The following is a 17,075-nucleotide window of genomic DNA, read 5'->3' as shown; positions in this document are numbered from 1 at the left end:
CGCCTGCGCGAGGTCGTAGGCGGCCAGCGCCCGGCTGCCGATGATGTCGAGCGGGTAGTGGACGCCGAGCACGATGCGGTCATTGGCGTAATCGGCGGCGCGGGCGAGCATGCTCTGGTATTGCTGCGGCACCAGCATCGCGAGCAGGATGCCGTCGGTAAAGGCGTAGGTCGTGTGCCCGCTCGGGAAGGACGGGTTGGTGGCGATGCCGTTGAGGGCCGTCGGGTCGAAGGCGTTGAAGCGGGACGCCGCCACCTGGACCGGCCGCGAGGAGCCGTAGACGTCCTGGCCGGGTTGGGTGTTGGTCACCCCATAGGCGAGGTCGTAGACGCTGCTGGTGGCGTTGGGCAGGCCGTTATAGGTCGGCAGGCTGTAGCCCGCCGGCGCCACGGCCGGCACAGCCACGTAATTCGCCGGGGTCACGCTCGGGTTGGTGGCCGCGCCGTTGGCGAAGTAGTTCTTGGCGACGCCCAGGTTGTTGCCGGTGAACGTATAGGCGTTGGCCAGGAGGCTGACAGTGCTGCCCAGCGGCCCGTTGGCGCCCTGGGCGACGCCGCGCTGATAGATCGGCCCGAGCTGCGCGCCGAGGCCGCCGACGAGCTGCTGCGGGACGATGCCGTTGATCGGCGTTTGGGCCGGAAGGCCGCCCGCGAGGTTGGCGGCGACACCGTAGCTGCCGAGCCCGACCGAGGAGAGGTCGTTGCTGACGGAGCCGAGCAGGTTCTTGTCGCTGATCGCCCGCTGCTGCTGGGCGAGGCCGGCCCCGGTGTTGATCGCGATCGATTGCGACAGGTTCAAGCCCAGGGTCGCCTGCCCGGTCGCCGTGGCGTTGAGCGCCAGGTACGGCGAGAGGAGGTTGAGGACGTTGACGTCCGAGGGAGTCGTGTTGGCGGTCTGCGCCTGCACCCCCGAGCTGAACCCCGCCACCGTCAAGGCAGCGATCGAGACCCCGTGTAGAAACTTCATGTCTGGCCCCCGAAGCCTGCGGCCATTCGGCCTGCGACGGGAGATTTAGCGAAATTTACAGATACGACTTCGTCATAATCTGGTCATAATATTCGGAATCGGCACCTGTATCCCGATCGCAACATACCCAGAGCTTAGCCGGCGTAAAGCCTATACTGGGATCGGCGGCGAAACACCCCGCGTTGCTTGATCATGGCGCGCCCAGGACGCCGATCTCCGGCCCCTGCCGGGAAGGCCGATGACAGATTTTCGGTCATCTTCGCTGGAGCCTGATCCATATTGCTCTCCACGAATACAATTCTTCGGCGCCGACACGACGCGTCACGGAACCGTCATCCGACCATCCTAAGCCCGGCTCGCCGTCTAAAGAAGATTCCCTGCGAGGAAGCATGTCCGATTCCGCCGTGATGCCGTCGGGCACAGCGAGAGCCAGGCCGGAACAGGGCCCACGCCTCGATCACGGGATGCCTCTGGGCGGCGTCGTCGCGTTCCTGCTCATCCTGGTGGGCGGCCTCGGCTACGCAGTGGTGAGCCTCGTAACCGACATGAACGCGGTCGGCGAGGCGCCGTTGGCCTATGGGGCCTTCGCGTTGCTGGGGCTCGCCCTGCTGGTCGCCCTGGCTTTCGAGTTCGTGAACGGGTTCCACGACACGGCCAACGCGGTGGCCACGGTGATCTACACCCACTCGCTGCCGCCCCTGGTGGCGGTGATCTGGTCGGGCTTCTTCAACTTCCTGGGGGTGATGCTGTCCTCCGGCGCGGTGGCCTACGCCATCGTCACCCTGCTGCCGGTCGAGTTGATCCTGCATGTCGGCTCCGGGGCCGGCTACGCGATGATCTTCGCGCTGCTGCTGGCGGCCATCATCTGGAACCTCGGGACCTGGGCCTTCGGCCTGCCGAACTCGTCCTCACACGCGCTGATCGGCTCGGTGCTCGGGGTCGGCCTCGCCAACCAGTTGATGAGCGGCGGCGACGGCACCTCGGGGGTCGACTGGGCCCAGGCGCTCAACGTGTTCAAGGCGCTGCTGTTCTCGCCCATCTGCGGCTTCGTGCTCGCCGCGCTGCTGCTGCTCGCCCTGAAATTCACGGTGCGGCGCAAGGACCTGTACGAGGCGCCCAAGGGCGATGCGCCGCCCCCGCTCTGGATTCGCGGCCTCCTGATCCTGACCTGCACGCTGGTGTCGTTCTTCCACGGCGGCAATGACGGCCAGAAGGGCATGGGCCTGATCATGCTGATCCTGATCGGCGCCGCGCCCACCGCCTACGCGCTGAACCGCACCATGTCGGACGACACGACCCCGGCCTTCGTCCAGACCTCGCATGCGGCGAGCCAGGTGTTCTCCGCCCGGGCGGCCGGCGCGCCGCAGCCGGAGGCCGCGCAAGCGCGCCAGACCGTGACCGACGCCCTGAAGACCAAGGACCTGAATCGGCCGCCGGTCTACGCCGCGCTCGCCGCGCTCTCGACCGACATCGCCGCCAGCGTGAAGAATTACGGCGCGATCCGCACCGTCCCGGCCGCCCAGACGCAGAACCTGCGCAGCGACATGTATCTCGCCGCCGACGCGGTGCGGGTGCTGCCGGGCGCCGGCGCCGACCTCTCCGAGGCGGACAAGACGACCTTGAAGAGCTATACGAGCCTGCTCAACGACGGCACCCGCTACATCCCGGGCTGGGTGAAGGTCTGCGTCGCCCTGGCGCTCGGGCTCGGCACGATGGTGGGCTGGAAGCGCATCGTCGTGACCGTGGGCGAGCGGATCGGCAAGACCCACCTCACCTACGCCCAGGGCGCGTCGGCCGAGATCGTGGCCGCGGGCACGATCGGGCTCGCCGAGCTCTACGGCCTGCCGGTCTCGACCACGCACATCCTGTCTTCGGGCGTCGCCGGGACGATGGCGGCCAACGGCTCGGGCCTACAGATGTCCACCGTCCGCAACATGGCGCTGGCTTGGGTGCTGACGCTCCCGGCCGCCATCACCCTGGCGGCGGGGTTGTTCTTCCTCTTGCGCCACGTGTTCTGACGCGGCAGCATTTCCGAGGGCCGGTGTCCGGACGGACAGGCCGTTTCCGTGATCGGCGGAAACGGCCTTGTTCGTTGACGGAGCGGCCTCCCGATCACCTCACGGGCGCGTCATGGCGCGCACGAAGGCCAGGCAGGTACGGCGCGCGGCAACGGTCTCGATCGCCATGAAGGCCGTCACGAGATCCGCCGCCTGAACGACGGTCTCGCCCGGCTCGGGCTCGTTCGAGAAGAACGCGGCGACCGGCAGGCGGAGCGTGTCGGCGATGCGTTCCAGCATCGCCGCGGAGCGATCCGCCTCGGGGTGCCCGTGAACCGGCTGGGTCATGGCGCGCGTCATCGCTCAATCCGCCTGAAGGCCGAGCTGGATCGCGCGGGCGATTTCGGAGCGCCGCTTGGCGTAGCCGGGCGCGACCATCGGGTAGTCGGCCGGCAGGCCGAACTTGGCGCGGTAGCGCTCGGGCGTCAGGCCATGGGCGGTCAGGTGGCGCTTGAGCGTCTTGTACGACCGGCCGTCGATGAAGCTGACCAGGCCGTCCTGGCCGATCGAAGCGTCGATCTGCACGGCAGCCGGGCCGGTCCAGGACGCGGCCGAGCCGGCCGGATGCTTCTGAAGCACGGCGATCGCCGCGTGAACTTGGTCGATCAGCACCGGCAGTTCCCCCGCCCCCACGGGGTTCCGCGACACGTAGGCGGCAACGATCGCGCCGACTTTCTCAAGCAGGAAGGACGAGCGGGGTTCGGATTGGTTGATCATTTCTGATATCGCTGTTCATTATTTCGTTACGAATACCCCTGGCGGTCGATCGACGGCCCGAAGGTCCGCCCCAGTGATCGATGGCCGCAGGATATCCCGCCAAGGGTGAGTTGCCACGAAAACCTCAAGTTGCTCTAATGCATCTCTTGAGGCTGGAAACAATATACAATATGTGTCCGGCAGCGCTTGTCTGAAGACGCGGATCCCTTGTCCTCGTCGCGCGGAATGCCGGTCGACAAAAAAACTTACTTATGGAAGCACTGTTTTCGACCCAGGGCCTCAACCCATTGCAGAGCTTTCGGCGGTGGCGGGAGACGCTGGTCGGCCGGGGCGTGCCGCTTGAGCAGGCGCGCCTCGATGACGGCCCGTTCGCTGCCACGCTGGAGGCGGCCCGCGTCGGCCCGCTCCTGCTGACCCGCGTCGCGCACGGCGCCATGCGCAGCGAGGCGACGCGCGGGTTGATCCAGCGCAACGGCAAGGACGGCACCGTCGTCGTGATCTTCAAGCTCGCGGGCGTATCGATGCGCAGCCAGGATGACCGAAGCTCGGTCCAGCGGCGCGGCGACATCGTGGTGATCGATCATCGCCCGGCCGCGCACGAATCGAGCACGGGCAGCCAGTCCCTCTTCCTGGAGCTGCCCCGGGAGCGGCTCGAGAGCGCGCTCGGCTCCGCCCGGCTCTATACGGCCATGACGATGGGCTCGGATGTCGCCTCCACCGCGCTGACCGTCAAGTTCTTCCACGATCTGGTCGGCCTGCGCGCCCGACTCGACCCCGATTCGGCCGCCCGCATGGCCTCGGTCGGCGTGGACCTGATCGTGGCCAGCATCGCGGAGCGGCTGGCTCAAGAAATCCCACGGCCACTCCACGGCACCGTCGTGGTCCAGCGCGCCAAGGCGCATGTCGACGCCCATCTTGGCGACCCGACCCTCGATCCGCCCCAGCTCGCCGCGGCTGTGGGTGTCTCGCTGCGCCGGCTCCAGGAATTGTTCCACGAGCGCGGCCAGCACATCTCCGACTGGATCTGGCAGCGCCGGCTGGAGCGTGCGACCAAGCGCCTGGCTGACCCCGCCTGCGCCCACCTGCCGATCGGCACCCTGGCCTTCGACTGCGGCTTCGCCAGCCAGGCCCATTTCTCCCGCCGCTTCAAAGAGCGCCACGGCAGCACGCCCCGCGAGTATCGCCACGCAGCGCTTGGGAGCACCCCATAGGCCACCGCTCCACCCGGCATCGCCAGGAAACAGGACCGTGCAACCCGTTTTTTCGACCGACGGCCTCCACCCGAAGAACAGTTTCAAGATCTGGCGCGAGGTGCTGTTCGAACGGCTCGTGCCGATCAAGATGGAGCGGCTGGACGACAGGCCGTTCGCCGGCAAGATGGAGGTCGCACAGGTCGGCTCTCTCAACATGAGCCGCGTCTCGCAGGGCGCCCTGCGCAGCGAGACGACGCCCCAGGCCGCGCGCCAGCACGACAGGGCCGGCATGGCCGTCGTGCTGTTCAAGCTCGCCGGCACGTCGTCCTGCCTTCAGGACGGCCGGGATTCGGTGCAGAAGCCAGGCGACATCGTGGTGCTCGATCATCGGCCGGCCGTGGTGACGACGGGCCCGGGCAGCCAGTCCCTGTTCCTGGAACTGCCGCGCGAGCGCCTGGAGAGCATGCTCGGTCCGACCCGGTTCTATACGGCGCTATCGATGGGAGCGGAGCTGCCTTCGAGCAGCTTGGCCTCGACCTTCTTCCGCGAGCTGATCCAGGTGCGCCACCGGCTCGACCCCGACGCGGCGGAGCGGATGTCGACGATCGGCGTCGACCTGATCGTGGCCTGCATCGCCGAGCGGATGGCCAGGGATGTGCCGCAGCCTTTGCACGGCACCGTCGTGGTCCAGCGGGCCAAGGCATTCGTCGAGGCCAATCTCGGCGACCCGACCCTCGACCCGCCGCAGCTCGCGGCCGCGGTCGGCGTGTCGCTGCGCCGGCTGCAGGAGCTGTTCCACGAGCGCGGCCAGCCCATCTCCGACTGGATCTGGCAGCGCCGGCTTCAGGCGGCCGCCAAACGGCTGGCAGACCCGAGCGGTGCCCATGTGCAGATCGGCGCCGTGGCCTATGGCTGCGGCTTCGCCACCCAGGCGCATTTCTCCCGCCGATTCAAGGATCGCTACGGTATGCCGCCCAGCGAATACCGACACGCCGCCCTTTTGAGCACCGCGTAGGGGGCTACGGTCCGGCCGCGGCAAAGCCGGTGATGGCGCAGAGAGGCCCGACGAAATCCCAACGGCGACGCGATAAGACACCCGATGCTGCGCGACCGCCCCGACGGCGTCCATCCCAAGCCGAGCCAAGGCCGGCCCGGGACGCCCCGCCCGCGAGACACCGAGCCGCGGGTACGACAGGGCACCCTATTTGCACAGGCGAGCGCATTTTTGATATACAGCCGCAGCAACATTTGGATAGACGCAGGACATCGCTGGGTCAATATTCGGTTTTTGTTCAAAAAGCTTTCCATAAACAATCGAGGTGCTAGAACCATAGTGCGAAAGCGCATCGCAAATTCATTTCGCAAGATCGATCGGTGAAAATGGAACCATAGTTGTGAAATTATTGTTTTCTACCGATAATCTTCCTATCAAGTCGAGATTTGTGCGGTGGCAGGAGCTGCTCGAAGAGCAACGCCTGCCGCTCGAGCAGGAGCAACTCGACGCGGCGCCCTTCGAAGGCAAGTGGGAGATCGCCACGCTGGGTCCCCTCACGATGACCCGGCTCTCGGAGGGCCCCCTGCGCACCGAGGCGACGCCCAGTGCCATCCGCCGTCTGGGTGACGAGGGCTGCATCAGTGTGGGCTTCACGCTCGCCGGCATGATGAAGGTCCACCAGCGCGATCGGGCAACGACCCAACGTCAGGGCGACCTGGTGGTGATCGAACACCAGCCGACGGTGATGACGACGAGCCCAGGCAATCGGTCGCTGTACCTGAAAATGCCGCGCGACCGGCTGGAGAGCGTGCTCGGCCCGGCCCGAGGCTACGCGGCCCTGACCGTGGGGGCGGAACTGGCCACCGTGACCCTGGCGATGAGCTTCTTCGAGGAGCTGAGCCGCATGCATCACAGGCTCGACCCCGCGACGGTCGCCCGCATGGGGGCGATCGGCGTGGACCTGATCGTCGCCAGCATCGCCGAGCGGATGGCCAAGGACGTGCCCCTGCCGCTCAGCGGGTCCGTCGTGGTCCAGCGGGCCAAGGCGCATGTCGAGGCGAATCTGAGCGACCCGACCCTCGACCCGTGCCAGCTCGCGGCGGCGGTCGGCGTCTCGTCGCGCCGGCTGCAGGAGCTGTTCCACGAACGCGGCCAGCACGTCTTCGACTGGATCTGGCGGCGGCGGCTGGAGGTCGCGGCCGACCGCCTGGCCGACCCGGCCTGCGCCCACGTGACGATCGGCACCCTGGCTGGCCGTTGCGGTTTCGGCAGCCGGGTTTCCTTCACGCGCCGCTTCAAGGACCGCTTCGGCCTGACACCCAGCGATTTCCGGTACGCCGTCGGCTTGGGCACCCGGTAGCGGTTCGCCGCCGCATCTATTCAGGACCGCGGTCGCTCCGGCGCAGGCTCGCCGGCATGGCGAACAGCAGCAAGGCGGCCGCCACCAGGCAGAGCGACCCGATGACGTAGAGGGCCGGCGTCGTGGATCCGGTCAGGTCCTTGACCCAGCCGACCATCACCGGGCTGACGATGCCGCCGAGCTGGCCCAGCGTGTTGATCAGCGCGATGCCGCCGGCCGCGCCGACGCCGGTGACGAGCTTGGCCGGCAGGGTCCAAAAGGTCGGGATCGAGGCGACGATACCGGCTCCCAGCAGCGCCAGGGCGATCATCAGCGGCACGATCTGCCGGTCGAACAGGCCGGCGGTGAAGAACCCGATGGCGGCGGCGATCGCCAGCCCGGCGACGAATTTCGGCCGCTCGCCGGAAGCGTCGGACAGGCGCCCGACCACCACCATGCTGATCGCCCCGCAGATATAGGGAATCGCGGTCAGGAAGCCGACATAGGCGGCGCTGCTGCCGCTCGCGGTCTTGATCAGGTCCGGCCCCCAGAAGTTCAGCCCGTAGGAGCCGATCTGGAGGAGGAAGTAGACCAGCCCGATCATCAGGAAGCCCGGCTGGCGGATCGCGCCGAGGAGCGAATGGTCGCCGATCTCGCGGTTGTGGTGGGCGATCCGGGCCGACAGCAGCGCCTTCTCCGGCTCCGAGAGCCAGCGCGCATCGGAGATCCGGTCGTCGAGGCGCATCAGCACCAGGACACCGAGCACGAGGCAGGGCAGGCCACCGGCCAGGAACAGCCATTGCCAGCCGGCGAGCCCGGCGACGCCGTTGAGGCCGCCGAGGATCAGGCCGGCTACGGGCGCCCCGACGATGCCCGAGAACGCCGAGGCGACGAACAGGAACGAGGTGATCCGTCCGCGATGCGAGGCCGGGAACCACAGGGTCAGGTAGTACAGAATGCCGGGCGCAAAGCCCGCCTCCATGGCGCCGATGAGGAAGCGCAGGGCGTAGAAGTGCCACTCGGTACGGATGAAGATCATCAGCGCCGTGGCGATACCCCAGGAGATCATGATCCGGGCGATCCAGCGGCGGGCGCCGACCCGGTAGAGGAACAGGTTCGAGGGCACCTCGAAGATGACGTAGCCGACCACGAACATGCTGGCGCCGAGGCCGTAGGCGACGTTGCTGAAGCCGAGGTCGCTCTGCAGCTGAAACTTGGCGAAGCTGATGTTGATCCGGTCGAAGAACGCGAACAGGTAGCAGACCATGATCAGCGGCATCAGCCGCCAGGCCACCTTCCGGACGATCCCGGCCTCGGTCACGTCCTCTGGGCGCGCAGGCGCGCCGGTCACCGCGATGGCCATCGTGTTCCTCCCTGGATTTGTCCGCCCGTCGAAGACGGGGGGCAGCTGCGCGGGACCGCCTTCAGATGGGCGGCTTCCTCACGCGGTGTCTCGAGTCATAGGTTTCCAAAGGGCTCGCCCTTTGGCGGGGTTCGGGGGCGGAGCCCCTGACGCATCGGGCTAGAGCATCGTCCCGGGAATCGGAACCGAGACGATGCTCTAGGCTTTTGATTTGGCATCAACTTTTCCGAAAGCCGGAAACCACCTTTCGGGATGATGCTCTAAGCCCGCCGTTCGCTCAGGCGGCCCGGGGGACCGGGTGCAGGTCGCAGGGCCGTCCGGCCTTGGCGACCTGGCCGGGCACCGCGTGGCCGACCAGCCGCGGCAGATCCCGGGACAGGGCGATCAGCGCCGGCAGATCGAGGCCGGTGCGGATGCCCATCTCGTGGGCCATGCTGACCAGATCCTCGGTGCAGATGTTGCCGGTGGCGCCCGGCGCGAACGGGCAGCCGCCGAGGCCGCCGAGCGCCGCATCGAAGCGGCGTGCCCCCGCCTGCCAGGCAGCCAGCACGTTGGCGAGGCCGACGCCGCGGGTGTTGTGGAAATGCAGCGTCAGGTGCTCGGCCGGAACGATGTCGAGCACGCGGGCGACGAGCCGCTCGACCTGGCGCGGGTTGGCCATGCCGGTTGTGTCGGCGAGCGTCACGCCGGTGACGCCGAGGGCGCGATAGCGCTCGACCTGGGCGACGACCTTGTCGACCGGCTGGTCGCCCTCGAACGGGCAGCCGAAGGCGGTCGCCACCGTGGCGTTGGTCAGGACCGACGCCCCCTTCACGGTCTCCATGATCCGGGAGAACCCCGCGATCGAATCGTCCGGGCTCATGCCCATATTGGCGCGGTTGTGGGTCTCGCTCACCGAGGCGACGAGGTTGATCTCGTCGACCCCGGCCGCCAGCGCCCGCTCGGCGCCCTTCGGGTTCGGGACCAGGGCCACGTAGACCGTGCCGGGCCGGCGGCGGATCCCGGAAAAGACCTCGGCGGCGTCGCGCAGGGCCGGCACGGCTTTCGGCGAGACGAAGGATGAGACCTCGATGCGGGAGAAGCCCGCATCCGAGAGCGCGTCCACCAGGGCGATCTTGTCGGCGGTCTCGACCCAGGCCGCCTCGATCTGGAGGCCGTCGCGCGGCGCGACCTCTTGGACCAGCATCGTGGCGTCGCTCATTTCACGGCTCCCGCATCGCGCAGCGTCTGGATTGCGGTCGCGTCGAGGCCGAGATCGGCCAGCACCGCGTCGGTATGGGCGCCGAGCGCCGGGCCCTGCCAGCGCACCGCCCCGGGGGTGCCCGAGAGCTTCGGCACGATGCCGGGCATCTTCACCTGGGTGCCGCCGGGCAGCTCCGCCTCGAGGATCATGTCGCGGGCCTGGTAGTGCGGATCGGCGACGATGTCGGCCACCGAGTAGATTCGTCCCGCCGGCACGTCCGCGGCGTCGAGGGCAGCCAGGGCGTCGTCGACGCTCCTTGCCTTCGACCAGTCGCCGATCACGCCGTCGAGCAGGGCGGCGTGCTGCGAGCGGCCGTCATTCGAGCGCATCCGCGGGTCCTCGGCGAGGTCGGGGCGGCCGATGGCCGTCATCAGCCGGCGGAAGATCGGATCGCTGTTGCCGGCGATCACCACGAAGCCGCCATCCTGGGTTGGGTAGGTGTTGGACGGGGTGATGCCGGGCAGCGCGCCGCCGGTGCGGGTGCGGATCTCGCCGAGCAGGTCGTATTCGGGGACCAGGCTCTCCATGACGTTGAACACGCTCTCGACCAGCGAGACGTCCACCACCTGCCCGGCGCCGCCGTTCACCTTGACGTTGAGGATCGACATCAGCGCGCCGATCACCCCGTGGAGCGAGGCCAGGGTGTCGCCGATGCTGACCCCGACCCGGGCCGGGGGGCTGTCCGGGGAGCCGGTGGTGTAGCGCAACCCGCCCATCGCCTCGCCGATGGCGCCGAAGCCCGGCCGGTCGCGATACGGCCCGGTCTGGCCGTAGCCGGAGATGCGGACCATCGTGAGGTTGGGATTGAGGGACGAGAGCACGTCCCAGCCGAGCCCCAGCTTCTCCAGGCCGCCGGGACGAAAATTCTCGACCACGACGTCGGCGCTCGCGGCAAGGCGCTTGACGATGTCGAGCCCGTCGGGCGTCTTCAGATTGACGGCGATCGACTTCTTGTTGCGCGACTGCAGATACCACCACAGCGAGGTGTCGCCGTGCATCTTGCGCCAGGTGCGCAGGGGGTCGCCGCCCTCGGGCGTCTCGACCTTGATCACCTCGGCACCGAACTCGGCCAGGAGCTTGGTGGCGAAGGGTGCGGCGATGAGCTGGCCAAGTTCCAGCACACGGATCCCGTTGAGCGGACCTGACACCGTCGTTCTCTCCCTGTCTTTGCCTGCAGGATAGGACCGGCGGTTGGGGGATGTCCAAACGTCATGCGCCAGCGTGCGTTCTCCGAACGCGAACGCAAGTGCCCTCTAATTTCCGGCCGTGCGTAGATGGTCGAGGAGCAGGGCGGCGGCGGGTGGCAGGGTCCCGGACCGGACCACAAGAGTGAGCGTCCGCGTGGCCCACGAGTCGGTCAGCGGCACCGCGGCGAGCCGCAGCTGCGGCCCGAGCAGGGCGTAGACCCCCTCGGGGATCGTCCCGAGGCCCATCCCGGCCTGGGCCATCCGGCAGATCCCGTCGAAGCTCGGCACATGGATCCGCAGGCGCAGCGGGCGCCCGAGGCGCCGGGCCTCGTCCCGCAGGGCCGCGTAGATCGAGCTCTCGACGTGCAGGCCGACATGATCGTAATCGAGGGTCTCGGCGAGGGCGACCGCAGGACGCCCGCTCAGCGGATGGTCGGCCGGCATCACCAGGACCAGCCGGTCGCCGCGATACGGATAGGCGACGAGCGAGCGGGTATCGGTGCCGCCGGCGCAGATCCCGAGATCGGCCGCGCCCTCCTCGACGCCCAGCACCACGCCGCCGCTCGGCCGCTCGGCCAGGTCGACGCGGATTCGCTCCTGCGCGGCCAGGAAGGCCTGGAGGTCCTCGGGCAGGAACTGCACGATGGCCGACAGGTTGGCGAGCATCCGCACGAAGCCGCGCACGCCATGCGCGTGCTCGGCGAGTTCGAGCGCCATCTGCTCCGCGCTCGCCAGCATTCGGCGGGTGTGGTGCAGCAGGGTCTCGCCGGCCGGCGTCAGGCGCATCCCCCGCGGCTCGCGGGTGAGCAGGGTGCAGCCCAGCGCGTGCTCCAGCTCAGCCAGGCGCTTGCTCACCGCCGAGGGGGCGATCGCCGCCCGCCGCGCCGCGCCGTTGAGCGTCCCGGCCTCGCAGATCGCCGCGAACAGACGCAGCGTCTTGAGGTCGAGGCGGCTCACGGTCGCCGCGGTGGGGAGCGTCTCGCGAATGCTCAGGATCCTTTCTTCGCGGTCTCCTGGGGGCCGCGCCAGTCCCGGGCACCGACCGGCTGGCCGTACACGCCGTGGCCGAGCTTCGCGCCCTGCCGGTTGACCAGGCCGAAGCGCAGCACAGCCTGCTCGAGGAAGTCGATCGCGTCGACGAGATGAGCGCGGGCCGCCGCGATTGCGTCCTCGCCCTCCTCGGCTGGGGTCTCGGCGAGGTTCACCGCGGCGATCAGCACCCGGTCGCGCTCCTCCTCGATCCGCCGGTCGCGCTCGACATGGCCGCGAACGCGGGCGTCGAAGGCCTCGATCACTGACCAGGGCAGCGCGTCCTTGTCGGCCGGCGCCCGGAAGGCCAGCGCGTGGCGCCGGGCCGCCGCTGCGGCGGCCCTGACGTGGTCGGCGAGTTCTGCATCCATCCCGGGTCCCCGTGCGGTCTCGCTCATGCAGTCTCGAACGCGTGCCGATCCCGGCCGTTGCCGAGGCCCTTACCGGGTCGCGGCCCGGACCCTCAAGCCGGGATCCGGCGAGACCCTTACCTTGACAATGCGAGCCCTTATCTCTCGAACCTGTGATCGGTGTACCGGGCCTCGCCCGGACGGGAGTTAGCCTGAATGGTCTCGATGCTGAACGCCGGCGCCCTGCGCCCGACATCCGCGGCGGCGCGCCTTCTCGGTGCGCTCACGATCCTCCTGGTCGCCGCCGGGCTGTCAGGCTGCGGGTCGATCAACCGCGTGCCGACCCTGGAGGAGCAGGCCAAGTCGTCCTGGAGCGAGGTGCAGAACCAGTACCAGCGCCGGGCCGACCTGATCCCGAACCTCGTCGAGACGGTGAAAGGCTACGCCCAGCAGGAGAAGGACGTGCTTATCGGCGTCACCGAGGCCCGGGCCAAGGCGTCGAGCGTGAAGGTCGACGCCTCGACAGTGAGCGACCCGCAGAAGTTCAAGGAATTCCAGGACGCCCAGAACCAGCTCTCCGGCGCCCTCGGGCGCCTGCTGGTCACGGTTGAAAAATACCCCGACCTGAAGTCGAACCAGAATTTCCTGGCGCTGCAATCGCAGCTCGAAGGCACCGAGAACCGCATCGCCGTGGCGCGGCGCGACTATATCGGCGCGGTCCAGGCCTACAACACCGAGTTGCGCACCATCCCGGGCCGCTGGATCGCCGCGATCCTGTATCCCGAGGCCAAGCCGATGGAGACGTTCTCGGCGACCCCGAATGCCGACCGGCCGCCGAACGTGAAGTTCTAGATGCGTCTCATGGGCTCCAGCACCGGGACGCTGGTGCGGCTCTTCCTCGCGCTGATCGTCCTGTTCGCGTGCCTTGCGGTCTACGCCATGGGGGCGCTCGCCGCCGACCTGACCTTCCCGCCGCTCACCGGTCGCGTGGTCGACGGCGCCGGCATCCTCACGGCGGACCAGCGCGCGGCCCTGGAGGCCAAGCTGAAGGCGCACGAGGACAAGACTTCGGATCAGGTCGTGGTGGCGACCGTGCCCAACCTCCAGGGCACGACGATCGAGGATTACGCCAACCGCCTGTTCCGGGACTGGAAGCTCGGCCAGGCCAAGACCAACAACGGTGCCCTGCTGCTGGTGGCGCCGAGCGAGCGCAAGGTGCGGATCGAGGTCGGATACGGCCTCGAAGGCGCGCTCACCGACGCCCTGTCCCGGGTGATCATCGCCAGCGCGATCACGCCGCGGTTCAAGACCGGCGACTATTACGGCGGGATCGATGCCGGGATCGACGGGATGCTGGGGATCCTGTCGGGGGATGCGCAGGACTGGCAGCGCAAGCCGCAGGTCCGCGCCGACGAGGTCGATCCCACGCAGGTCGCCCTCTTCGTCATCCTGTTCTTGGTCGTGCTGTTCGTGGCCTGGCGCATGAACCGAGGGGGTGGCCCAGGGGGTCGCTCGGCCGGGCGCGGGGGCGGCATCGTGTTCCTGCCCGGCCCCGGCTCGGGCGGATGGAGCGGCGGCTTCTCGGATGGTGGCTCATCCGGCGGTGGCTTTTCCGGCGGGGGCGGCTCGTCCGGCGGCGGGGGGGCCTCGGGTGACTGGTAGGATCGCCGACATTCTCCCCTCGGCAGCCTGCGAGCGCCTGGCTGCCGCGGTGTCCCGGGCGGAAGCCGGCACGTCCGGCGAGATCGTCGTGATGGTCGGACGGCGCGCGGGCGCCTACCGCTCCGTAGTGCTGCTCACGGCCCTGATCGCCGCGCTGATCCTGCCCTGGCCGCTGATCGCGCTGACCGGCTGGAGTGCCGCCACGATCCTGCTGGCGCAGGCGGCCCTGGTCGCAGCGATCCTGGGGCTGAGCCAGAACGCGCGGCTGCGCCTCGCCCTGGTGCCGCGCCGGCTGCGCAGCGCCCGGGCCCGCGAGGCGGGGCAGCGGGCCTTCTGGTCCCGGGGCTTGAGCCGCACCCGGTCCCGCACCGGCGTGCTGCTCTACCTGTCGCTGGCCGAGCGCCACGCCGAGATCGTCACGGATCTCGGCGTGCTGCAGCGCATCCCGGCGCAATCCTGGGACGGGATCCTGGCCGAGCTCACCCACGCACTGGCGCGGGGCGAGATCGAGGGCGGCCTGACCAAGGCGGTGGAGCGCATCGGCGCCTGCTTGACGGAGCACCTCCCAGCCGGCCCGCGCGACCCGAACGAGTTGCCGAACCGGGTGATCGTCGCGGATTAGGGCGCCATCGCAGAGAATGGGGGCCGGCGCTCAAGTCCGCCGAACTAACCCGGAATCCGCCGCAGCGCGGCCATGGCGGCCTCGGGCGAGGCATCGCACCCCGCCGGCACGACCAGCTTCACGGCCAAATCGCTCCGCGCCGAGGCCGCGCGCATTCGCAGGACGGCGCTGGCCCGGTGGGCGAAGTGCAGGACGCTCAGCGCCATCGCGGCGCGGGGCCCCTCGAGGGTCCAGCCCCGGTAGACGTAGACGACGCGGTCGTTCGGGTCGCGCGGCGCCGCGAGGGATGTGTCTGTGCCGTGCGGCGAGGGCTCGACGAAGTCGGCGATCACGGGGCGCAGGCACGCGGCGGTCCAGATCTCTCGGCGCACGGCCTCGGCGCGGATCATGACGACGCCCGCGCCGAGATCGACCGAAGCGGCTTCGGCGCCCGGCGCCGGGGCTGCCGCGCCAATCCCGTAGGCCTGGACCCGCATCGACACCGACAGGGCGAGCAGCACGCACAAAGCGCCCAGGCAAGCGCGGTCGGCTCCGCTCAAACGGGTTGCGCGACCGGGCACGGCGACCTCTCGACATGAACCACGATCGGCAGCAGCGAGGCCGCCACGGAGACCAGCGCCACGGTGACCGAGCCGGCCCCGTCGTGCCAGTACCGGTACGCCTCCGCCGCGGGCAGCATGGCCAGGATCCGGCAGATGTTGATCGCAACCACCAGGACGGCGCTCACCGCCAGGGCACGGAATGCGCCCGCGCTCACCGGACGCCCGGCGATCTTGAGCACGCACAGCCAGATCAGGGCCGCCAGCGATAGGTTGTGGAACGCCGAGCAGCCCTCCAGCATGACGATCGACCAGTCCGGGCGGGCGCTGAGATGGACGCCGGTCGCATGCAGGCCGGGAAACGCGAAGCGCCCGACCCAGGCCATCAGGGCGACCTCGAACGGCTCGATGGCGTGGTAGAACAGCTTGAAGACGAGCTTGCTCCACAGCTCGCAGACCGACAGAGCCAGCCAGATCTGCCCGAGATCGGCGAGCAGGCGGTCCTGCGAGCGCCGGGCGAGAAGCCACGCCGCGGCGAGGGTCAGGCCGGCATATACAGCGTGGGGCTCGGGCAGGAACCAGGGGAGCGCGCAGGCGACCAGGATGGCGAGGTCGGTCCGCGTCAGCGCCGGCCGGACGTGCCGGGCGGTGAGCAGGATCGCCGCGCTGGCGAGGGCGGCGAACACCTCACCGAATTTGAGTTCGACGAGGCGCTGAAGACCCGGATCGGGCTCGAGCAGAAGGCGCTGCAGGGCTGCCGAGAGGGAGGTGCCGCAGCAGAAGACCAGCAGGCTCCAGTGCGTAGCGCGGACGGCCTTATTCGAACCGAGGATGCGAGCCGTCGCGCCCCGCGCTGTCAGGAGATCGGTCACGCCGGCGCTCTCAAGGCGGACGCCAGGTCGGACCGCTCGCGGCGCCCGCGACGGAAGTAGGTCACGGTGCCTCCGGCGAGCGCGAGGCCCGGAAGCGCGTTGATCTCGGGCGCGGGTGCGCCTCCAGAGCCACCGCCGGAACCGGAAACGCCATCAACCGAGAACAAGCCGGCATATGCTCCACCGGTCCTGGACGGAGATGCCTCACCCCGACCGGTTGCCGTGGGCCCGCCTGCTCCCGACCCGTTCTGTGCCGAGCTGCCGGCTATGTTGCAGAGAGGAGAAGAAGTATTAAATGCTCCGCAATCGACGACTTGGCGCGACCCAATACCCGGAAAAACTGCTGGTCCCGCGGAATGTCTCGCCTTGTTCCCAGGCTTATCGTCGATCGGATAGATATCCGAGATCGCAGATGACCCAAGATCGGGAAGTCTGAAGGAAAATGCTTGCAGATCCGCATTGGCAACGCGAAATCCGAAAGACGGACGGCTGCAATCAATCCTGAAGTCGATCTTTTCCGAGCGAGCGGAGACGGTAAACCCGGCCCGGGACAAGAAGGCCAAATCAGCGGCACGCGAGAAGCGCTCCTTCACCTGTCCCTCCACCACAATCTGCTGAGGCCCGCCGATTTACGAACGGACGTGTGGCTCGATAGTGCGCGCCGTTAACCAATATATTTGTACCATCAGTATACTCGGATATGTCCATTCAGATCGGTATCGGTCAAGCGCGCATTTCTACTGATTTGATCCATATTTAAAGCGATTACTCTTTCGACTTGGATTGCGCCCATCGTGCCCTGCGTCGGATCGGCGGATCCGTCTTCACACCGACCTTGTGTCGCAGGATTTGTGTGATACCGCACAAATCCAGATCGATACCAGTAACTCGGCAAGCCCATGGGCGATTCTGTCTTCTGAAAGGCGTGTGCCGAGCCGAATC

At 68.4% G+C, this 17,075-nt stretch carries 17 protein-coding genes; 7 read left to right on the top strand and 10 right to left on the bottom strand.

The genetic code is table 11. From position 1 onward, the window contains the following. On the bottom strand, positions 1-966 hold a 966-nt coding region (locus tag MKL11_RS09970), incomplete at its 3' end, for a phosphatase PAP2 family protein (RefSeq protein ID WP_243942727.1). A gap of 389 nt (positions 967-1,355) precedes the next feature. Between MKL11_RS09970 and MKL11_RS09965 the strand changes: the two genes are divergently transcribed. Beyond that, positions 1,356-2,984, top strand: a complete 1,629-nt coding sequence (locus MKL11_RS09965; RefSeq protein WP_243942725.1) for an inorganic phosphate transporter — start codon at positions 1,356-1,358, stop codon at positions 2,982-2,984. 99 nt (positions 2,985-3,083) lie between these two features. On the opposite strand, the gene MKL11_RS09960 is transcribed toward MKL11_RS09965, so the two are convergent. Beyond that, positions 3,084-3,323, bottom strand: a complete 240-nt coding sequence (locus MKL11_RS09960; protein WP_243942723.1) for a hypothetical protein — start codon at positions 3,321-3,323, stop codon at positions 3,084-3,086. 3 nt (positions 3,324-3,326) lie between these two features. Beyond that, on the bottom strand, positions 3,327-3,740 hold the full coding sequence (locus MKL11_RS09955) for a MucR family transcriptional regulator (RefSeq protein ID WP_243942721.1): 414 nt from the start codon (positions 3,738-3,740) through the stop codon (positions 3,327-3,329). 251 nt (positions 3,741-3,991) lie between these two features. Between MKL11_RS09955 and MKL11_RS09950 the strand changes: the two genes are divergently transcribed. The 3 genes from MKL11_RS09950 to MKL11_RS09940 all read left to right on the top strand — a co-directional run bounded on the left by MKL11_RS09950 (position 3,992) and on the right by MKL11_RS09940 (position 7,287). Beyond that, a complete protein-coding gene (locus tag MKL11_RS09950) occupies positions 3,992-4,951 on the top strand; it encodes a helix-turn-helix domain-containing protein (RefSeq protein WP_243942719.1) in 960 nt (319 codons plus the stop codon). 37 nt (positions 4,952-4,988) lie between these two features. Beyond that, positions 4,989-5,948, top strand: coding sequence for a helix-turn-helix domain-containing protein (locus MKL11_RS09945; protein WP_243942717.1), 960 nt, complete (start codon positions 4,989-4,991; stop codon positions 5,946-5,948). A gap of 379 nt (positions 5,949-6,327) precedes the next feature. Then, positions 6,328-7,287: a helix-turn-helix domain-containing protein gene (locus MKL11_RS09940; RefSeq protein ID WP_243942714.1), complete on the top strand. Its 960-nt coding sequence runs from the start codon at positions 6,328-6,330 to the stop codon at positions 7,285-7,287. A gap of 16 nt (positions 7,288-7,303) precedes the next feature. On the opposite strand, the gene MKL11_RS09935 is transcribed toward MKL11_RS09940, so the two are convergent. The 5 genes from MKL11_RS09935 to MKL11_RS09915 all read right to left on the bottom strand — a co-directional run bounded on the left by MKL11_RS09935 (position 7,304) and on the right by MKL11_RS09915 (position 12,459). Then, on the bottom strand, positions 7,304-8,629 hold the full coding sequence (locus tag MKL11_RS09935; protein WP_243942705.1) for an MFS transporter: 1,326 nt from the start codon (positions 8,627-8,629) through the stop codon (positions 7,304-7,306). 277 nt (positions 8,630-8,906) lie between these two features. Continuing rightward, a complete protein-coding gene (locus MKL11_RS09930) occupies positions 8,907-9,830 on the bottom strand; it encodes a hydroxymethylglutaryl-CoA lyase (protein ID WP_243942703.1) in 924 nt (307 codons plus the stop codon). Then, the gene (locus MKL11_RS09925) at positions 9,827-11,020 is read right to left on the bottom strand and encodes a CaiB/BaiF CoA transferase family protein (protein ID WP_243942701.1); all 1,194 of its coding nucleotides are present in this window, start codon (positions 11,018-11,020) and stop codon (positions 9,827-9,829) included. The genes MKL11_RS09930 and MKL11_RS09925 overlap by 4 nt, the downstream gene beginning before the upstream one ends. Positions 11,021-11,125: 105 nt before the next feature. Then, a complete protein-coding gene (locus MKL11_RS09920; RefSeq protein ID WP_409565836.1) occupies positions 11,126-12,016 on the bottom strand; it encodes a LysR substrate-binding domain-containing protein in 891 nt (296 codons plus the stop codon). Between the two features lie 32 nt (positions 12,017-12,048). Then, on the bottom strand, positions 12,049-12,459 hold the full coding sequence (locus MKL11_RS09915; RefSeq protein ID WP_243942733.1) for a hypothetical protein: 411 nt from the start codon (positions 12,457-12,459) through the stop codon (positions 12,049-12,051). Between the two features lie 195 nt (positions 12,460-12,654). On the opposite strand from MKL11_RS09915, the gene MKL11_RS09910 reads away from it, so the two are divergent. Genes MKL11_RS09910 through MKL11_RS09900 form a run of 3 tightly spaced genes read left to right on the top strand, consistent with a single transcriptional unit; the run spans position 12,655 to position 14,722 of the window. Next, on the top strand, positions 12,655-13,290 hold the full coding sequence (locus MKL11_RS09910) for a LemA family protein (RefSeq protein ID WP_243942699.1): 636 nt from the start codon (positions 12,655-12,657) through the stop codon (positions 13,288-13,290). Further along, positions 13,291-14,100 (top strand): TPM domain-containing protein, encoded by an 810-nt coding sequence (locus tag MKL11_RS09905; RefSeq protein WP_243942697.1) that lies wholly within the window; start codon positions 13,291-13,293, stop codon positions 14,098-14,100. It abuts the gene before it with no gap. Continuing rightward, positions 14,090-14,722, top strand: a complete 633-nt coding sequence (locus MKL11_RS09900; protein WP_243942695.1) for a TPM domain-containing protein — start codon at positions 14,090-14,092, stop codon at positions 14,720-14,722. Before MKL11_RS09905 ends, MKL11_RS09900 begins: the two co-directional genes overlap by 11 nt. Before the next feature lie 44 nt (positions 14,723-14,766). Here MKL11_RS09900 and MKL11_RS09895 read toward each other — a convergent pair whose 3' ends face one another. Together MKL11_RS09895 and MKL11_RS09890 are read right to left on the bottom strand one after the other, a co-directional pair. Further along, positions 14,767-15,222 (bottom strand): hypothetical protein, encoded by a 456-nt coding sequence (locus MKL11_RS09895; RefSeq protein ID WP_243942693.1) that lies wholly within the window; start codon positions 15,220-15,222, stop codon positions 14,767-14,769. Positions 15,223-15,257: 35 nt separating this feature from the next. Next, complete coding sequence (locus MKL11_RS09890; protein ID WP_243942691.1) at positions 15,258-16,133, bottom strand: hypothetical protein; 876 nt, start codon at positions 16,131-16,133, stop codon at positions 15,258-15,260. Positions 16,134-17,075 lie beyond the last annotated feature (942 nt).

It is taken from the genome of Methylobacterium sp. J-077, assembly GCF_022829365.1.
Taxonomy (GTDB): domain Bacteria; phylum Pseudomonadota; class Alphaproteobacteria; order Rhizobiales; family Beijerinckiaceae; genus Methylobacterium.
This window is presented reverse-complemented; position numbering and strand designations above follow the sequence as displayed.

What these genes read in the sequence shown, in the direction of transcription:
- MKL11_RS09965 (WP_243942725.1), top strand. Translation starts at nt 1,356, where the DNA reads ATGTCCGATTCCGCCGTGATGCCGTCGGGCACAGCGAGAGCCAGGCCG.
- MKL11_RS09960 (WP_243942723.1), bottom strand. Translation starts at nt 3,323, where the DNA reads ATGACGCGCGCCATGACCCAGCCGGTTCACGGGCACCCCGAGGCGGAT.
- MKL11_RS09955 (WP_243942721.1), bottom strand. Translation starts at nt 3,740, where the DNA reads ATGATCAACCAATCCGAACCCCGCTCGTCCTTCCTGCTTGAGAAAGTC.
- MKL11_RS09950 (WP_243942719.1), top strand. Translation starts at nt 3,992, where the DNA reads ATGGAAGCACTGTTTTCGACCCAGGGCCTCAACCCATTGCAGAGCTTT.
- MKL11_RS09935 (WP_243942705.1), bottom strand. Translation starts at nt 8,629, where the DNA reads ATGGCCATCGCGGTGACCGGCGCGCCTGCGCGCCCAGAGGACGTGACC.
- MKL11_RS09930 (WP_243942703.1), bottom strand. Translation starts at nt 9,830, where the DNA reads ATGAGCGACGCCACGATGCTGGTCCAAGAGGTCGCGCCGCGCGACGGC.
- MKL11_RS09915 (WP_243942733.1), bottom strand. Translation starts at nt 12,459, where the DNA reads ATGGATGCAGAACTCGCCGACCACGTCAGGGCCGCCGCAGCGGCGGCC.
- MKL11_RS09910 (WP_243942699.1), top strand. Translation starts at nt 12,655, where the DNA reads ATGGTCTCGATGCTGAACGCCGGCGCCCTGCGCCCGACATCCGCGGCG.
- MKL11_RS09905 (WP_243942697.1), top strand. Translation starts at nt 13,291, where the DNA reads ATGCGTCTCATGGGCTCCAGCACCGGGACGCTGGTGCGGCTCTTCCTC.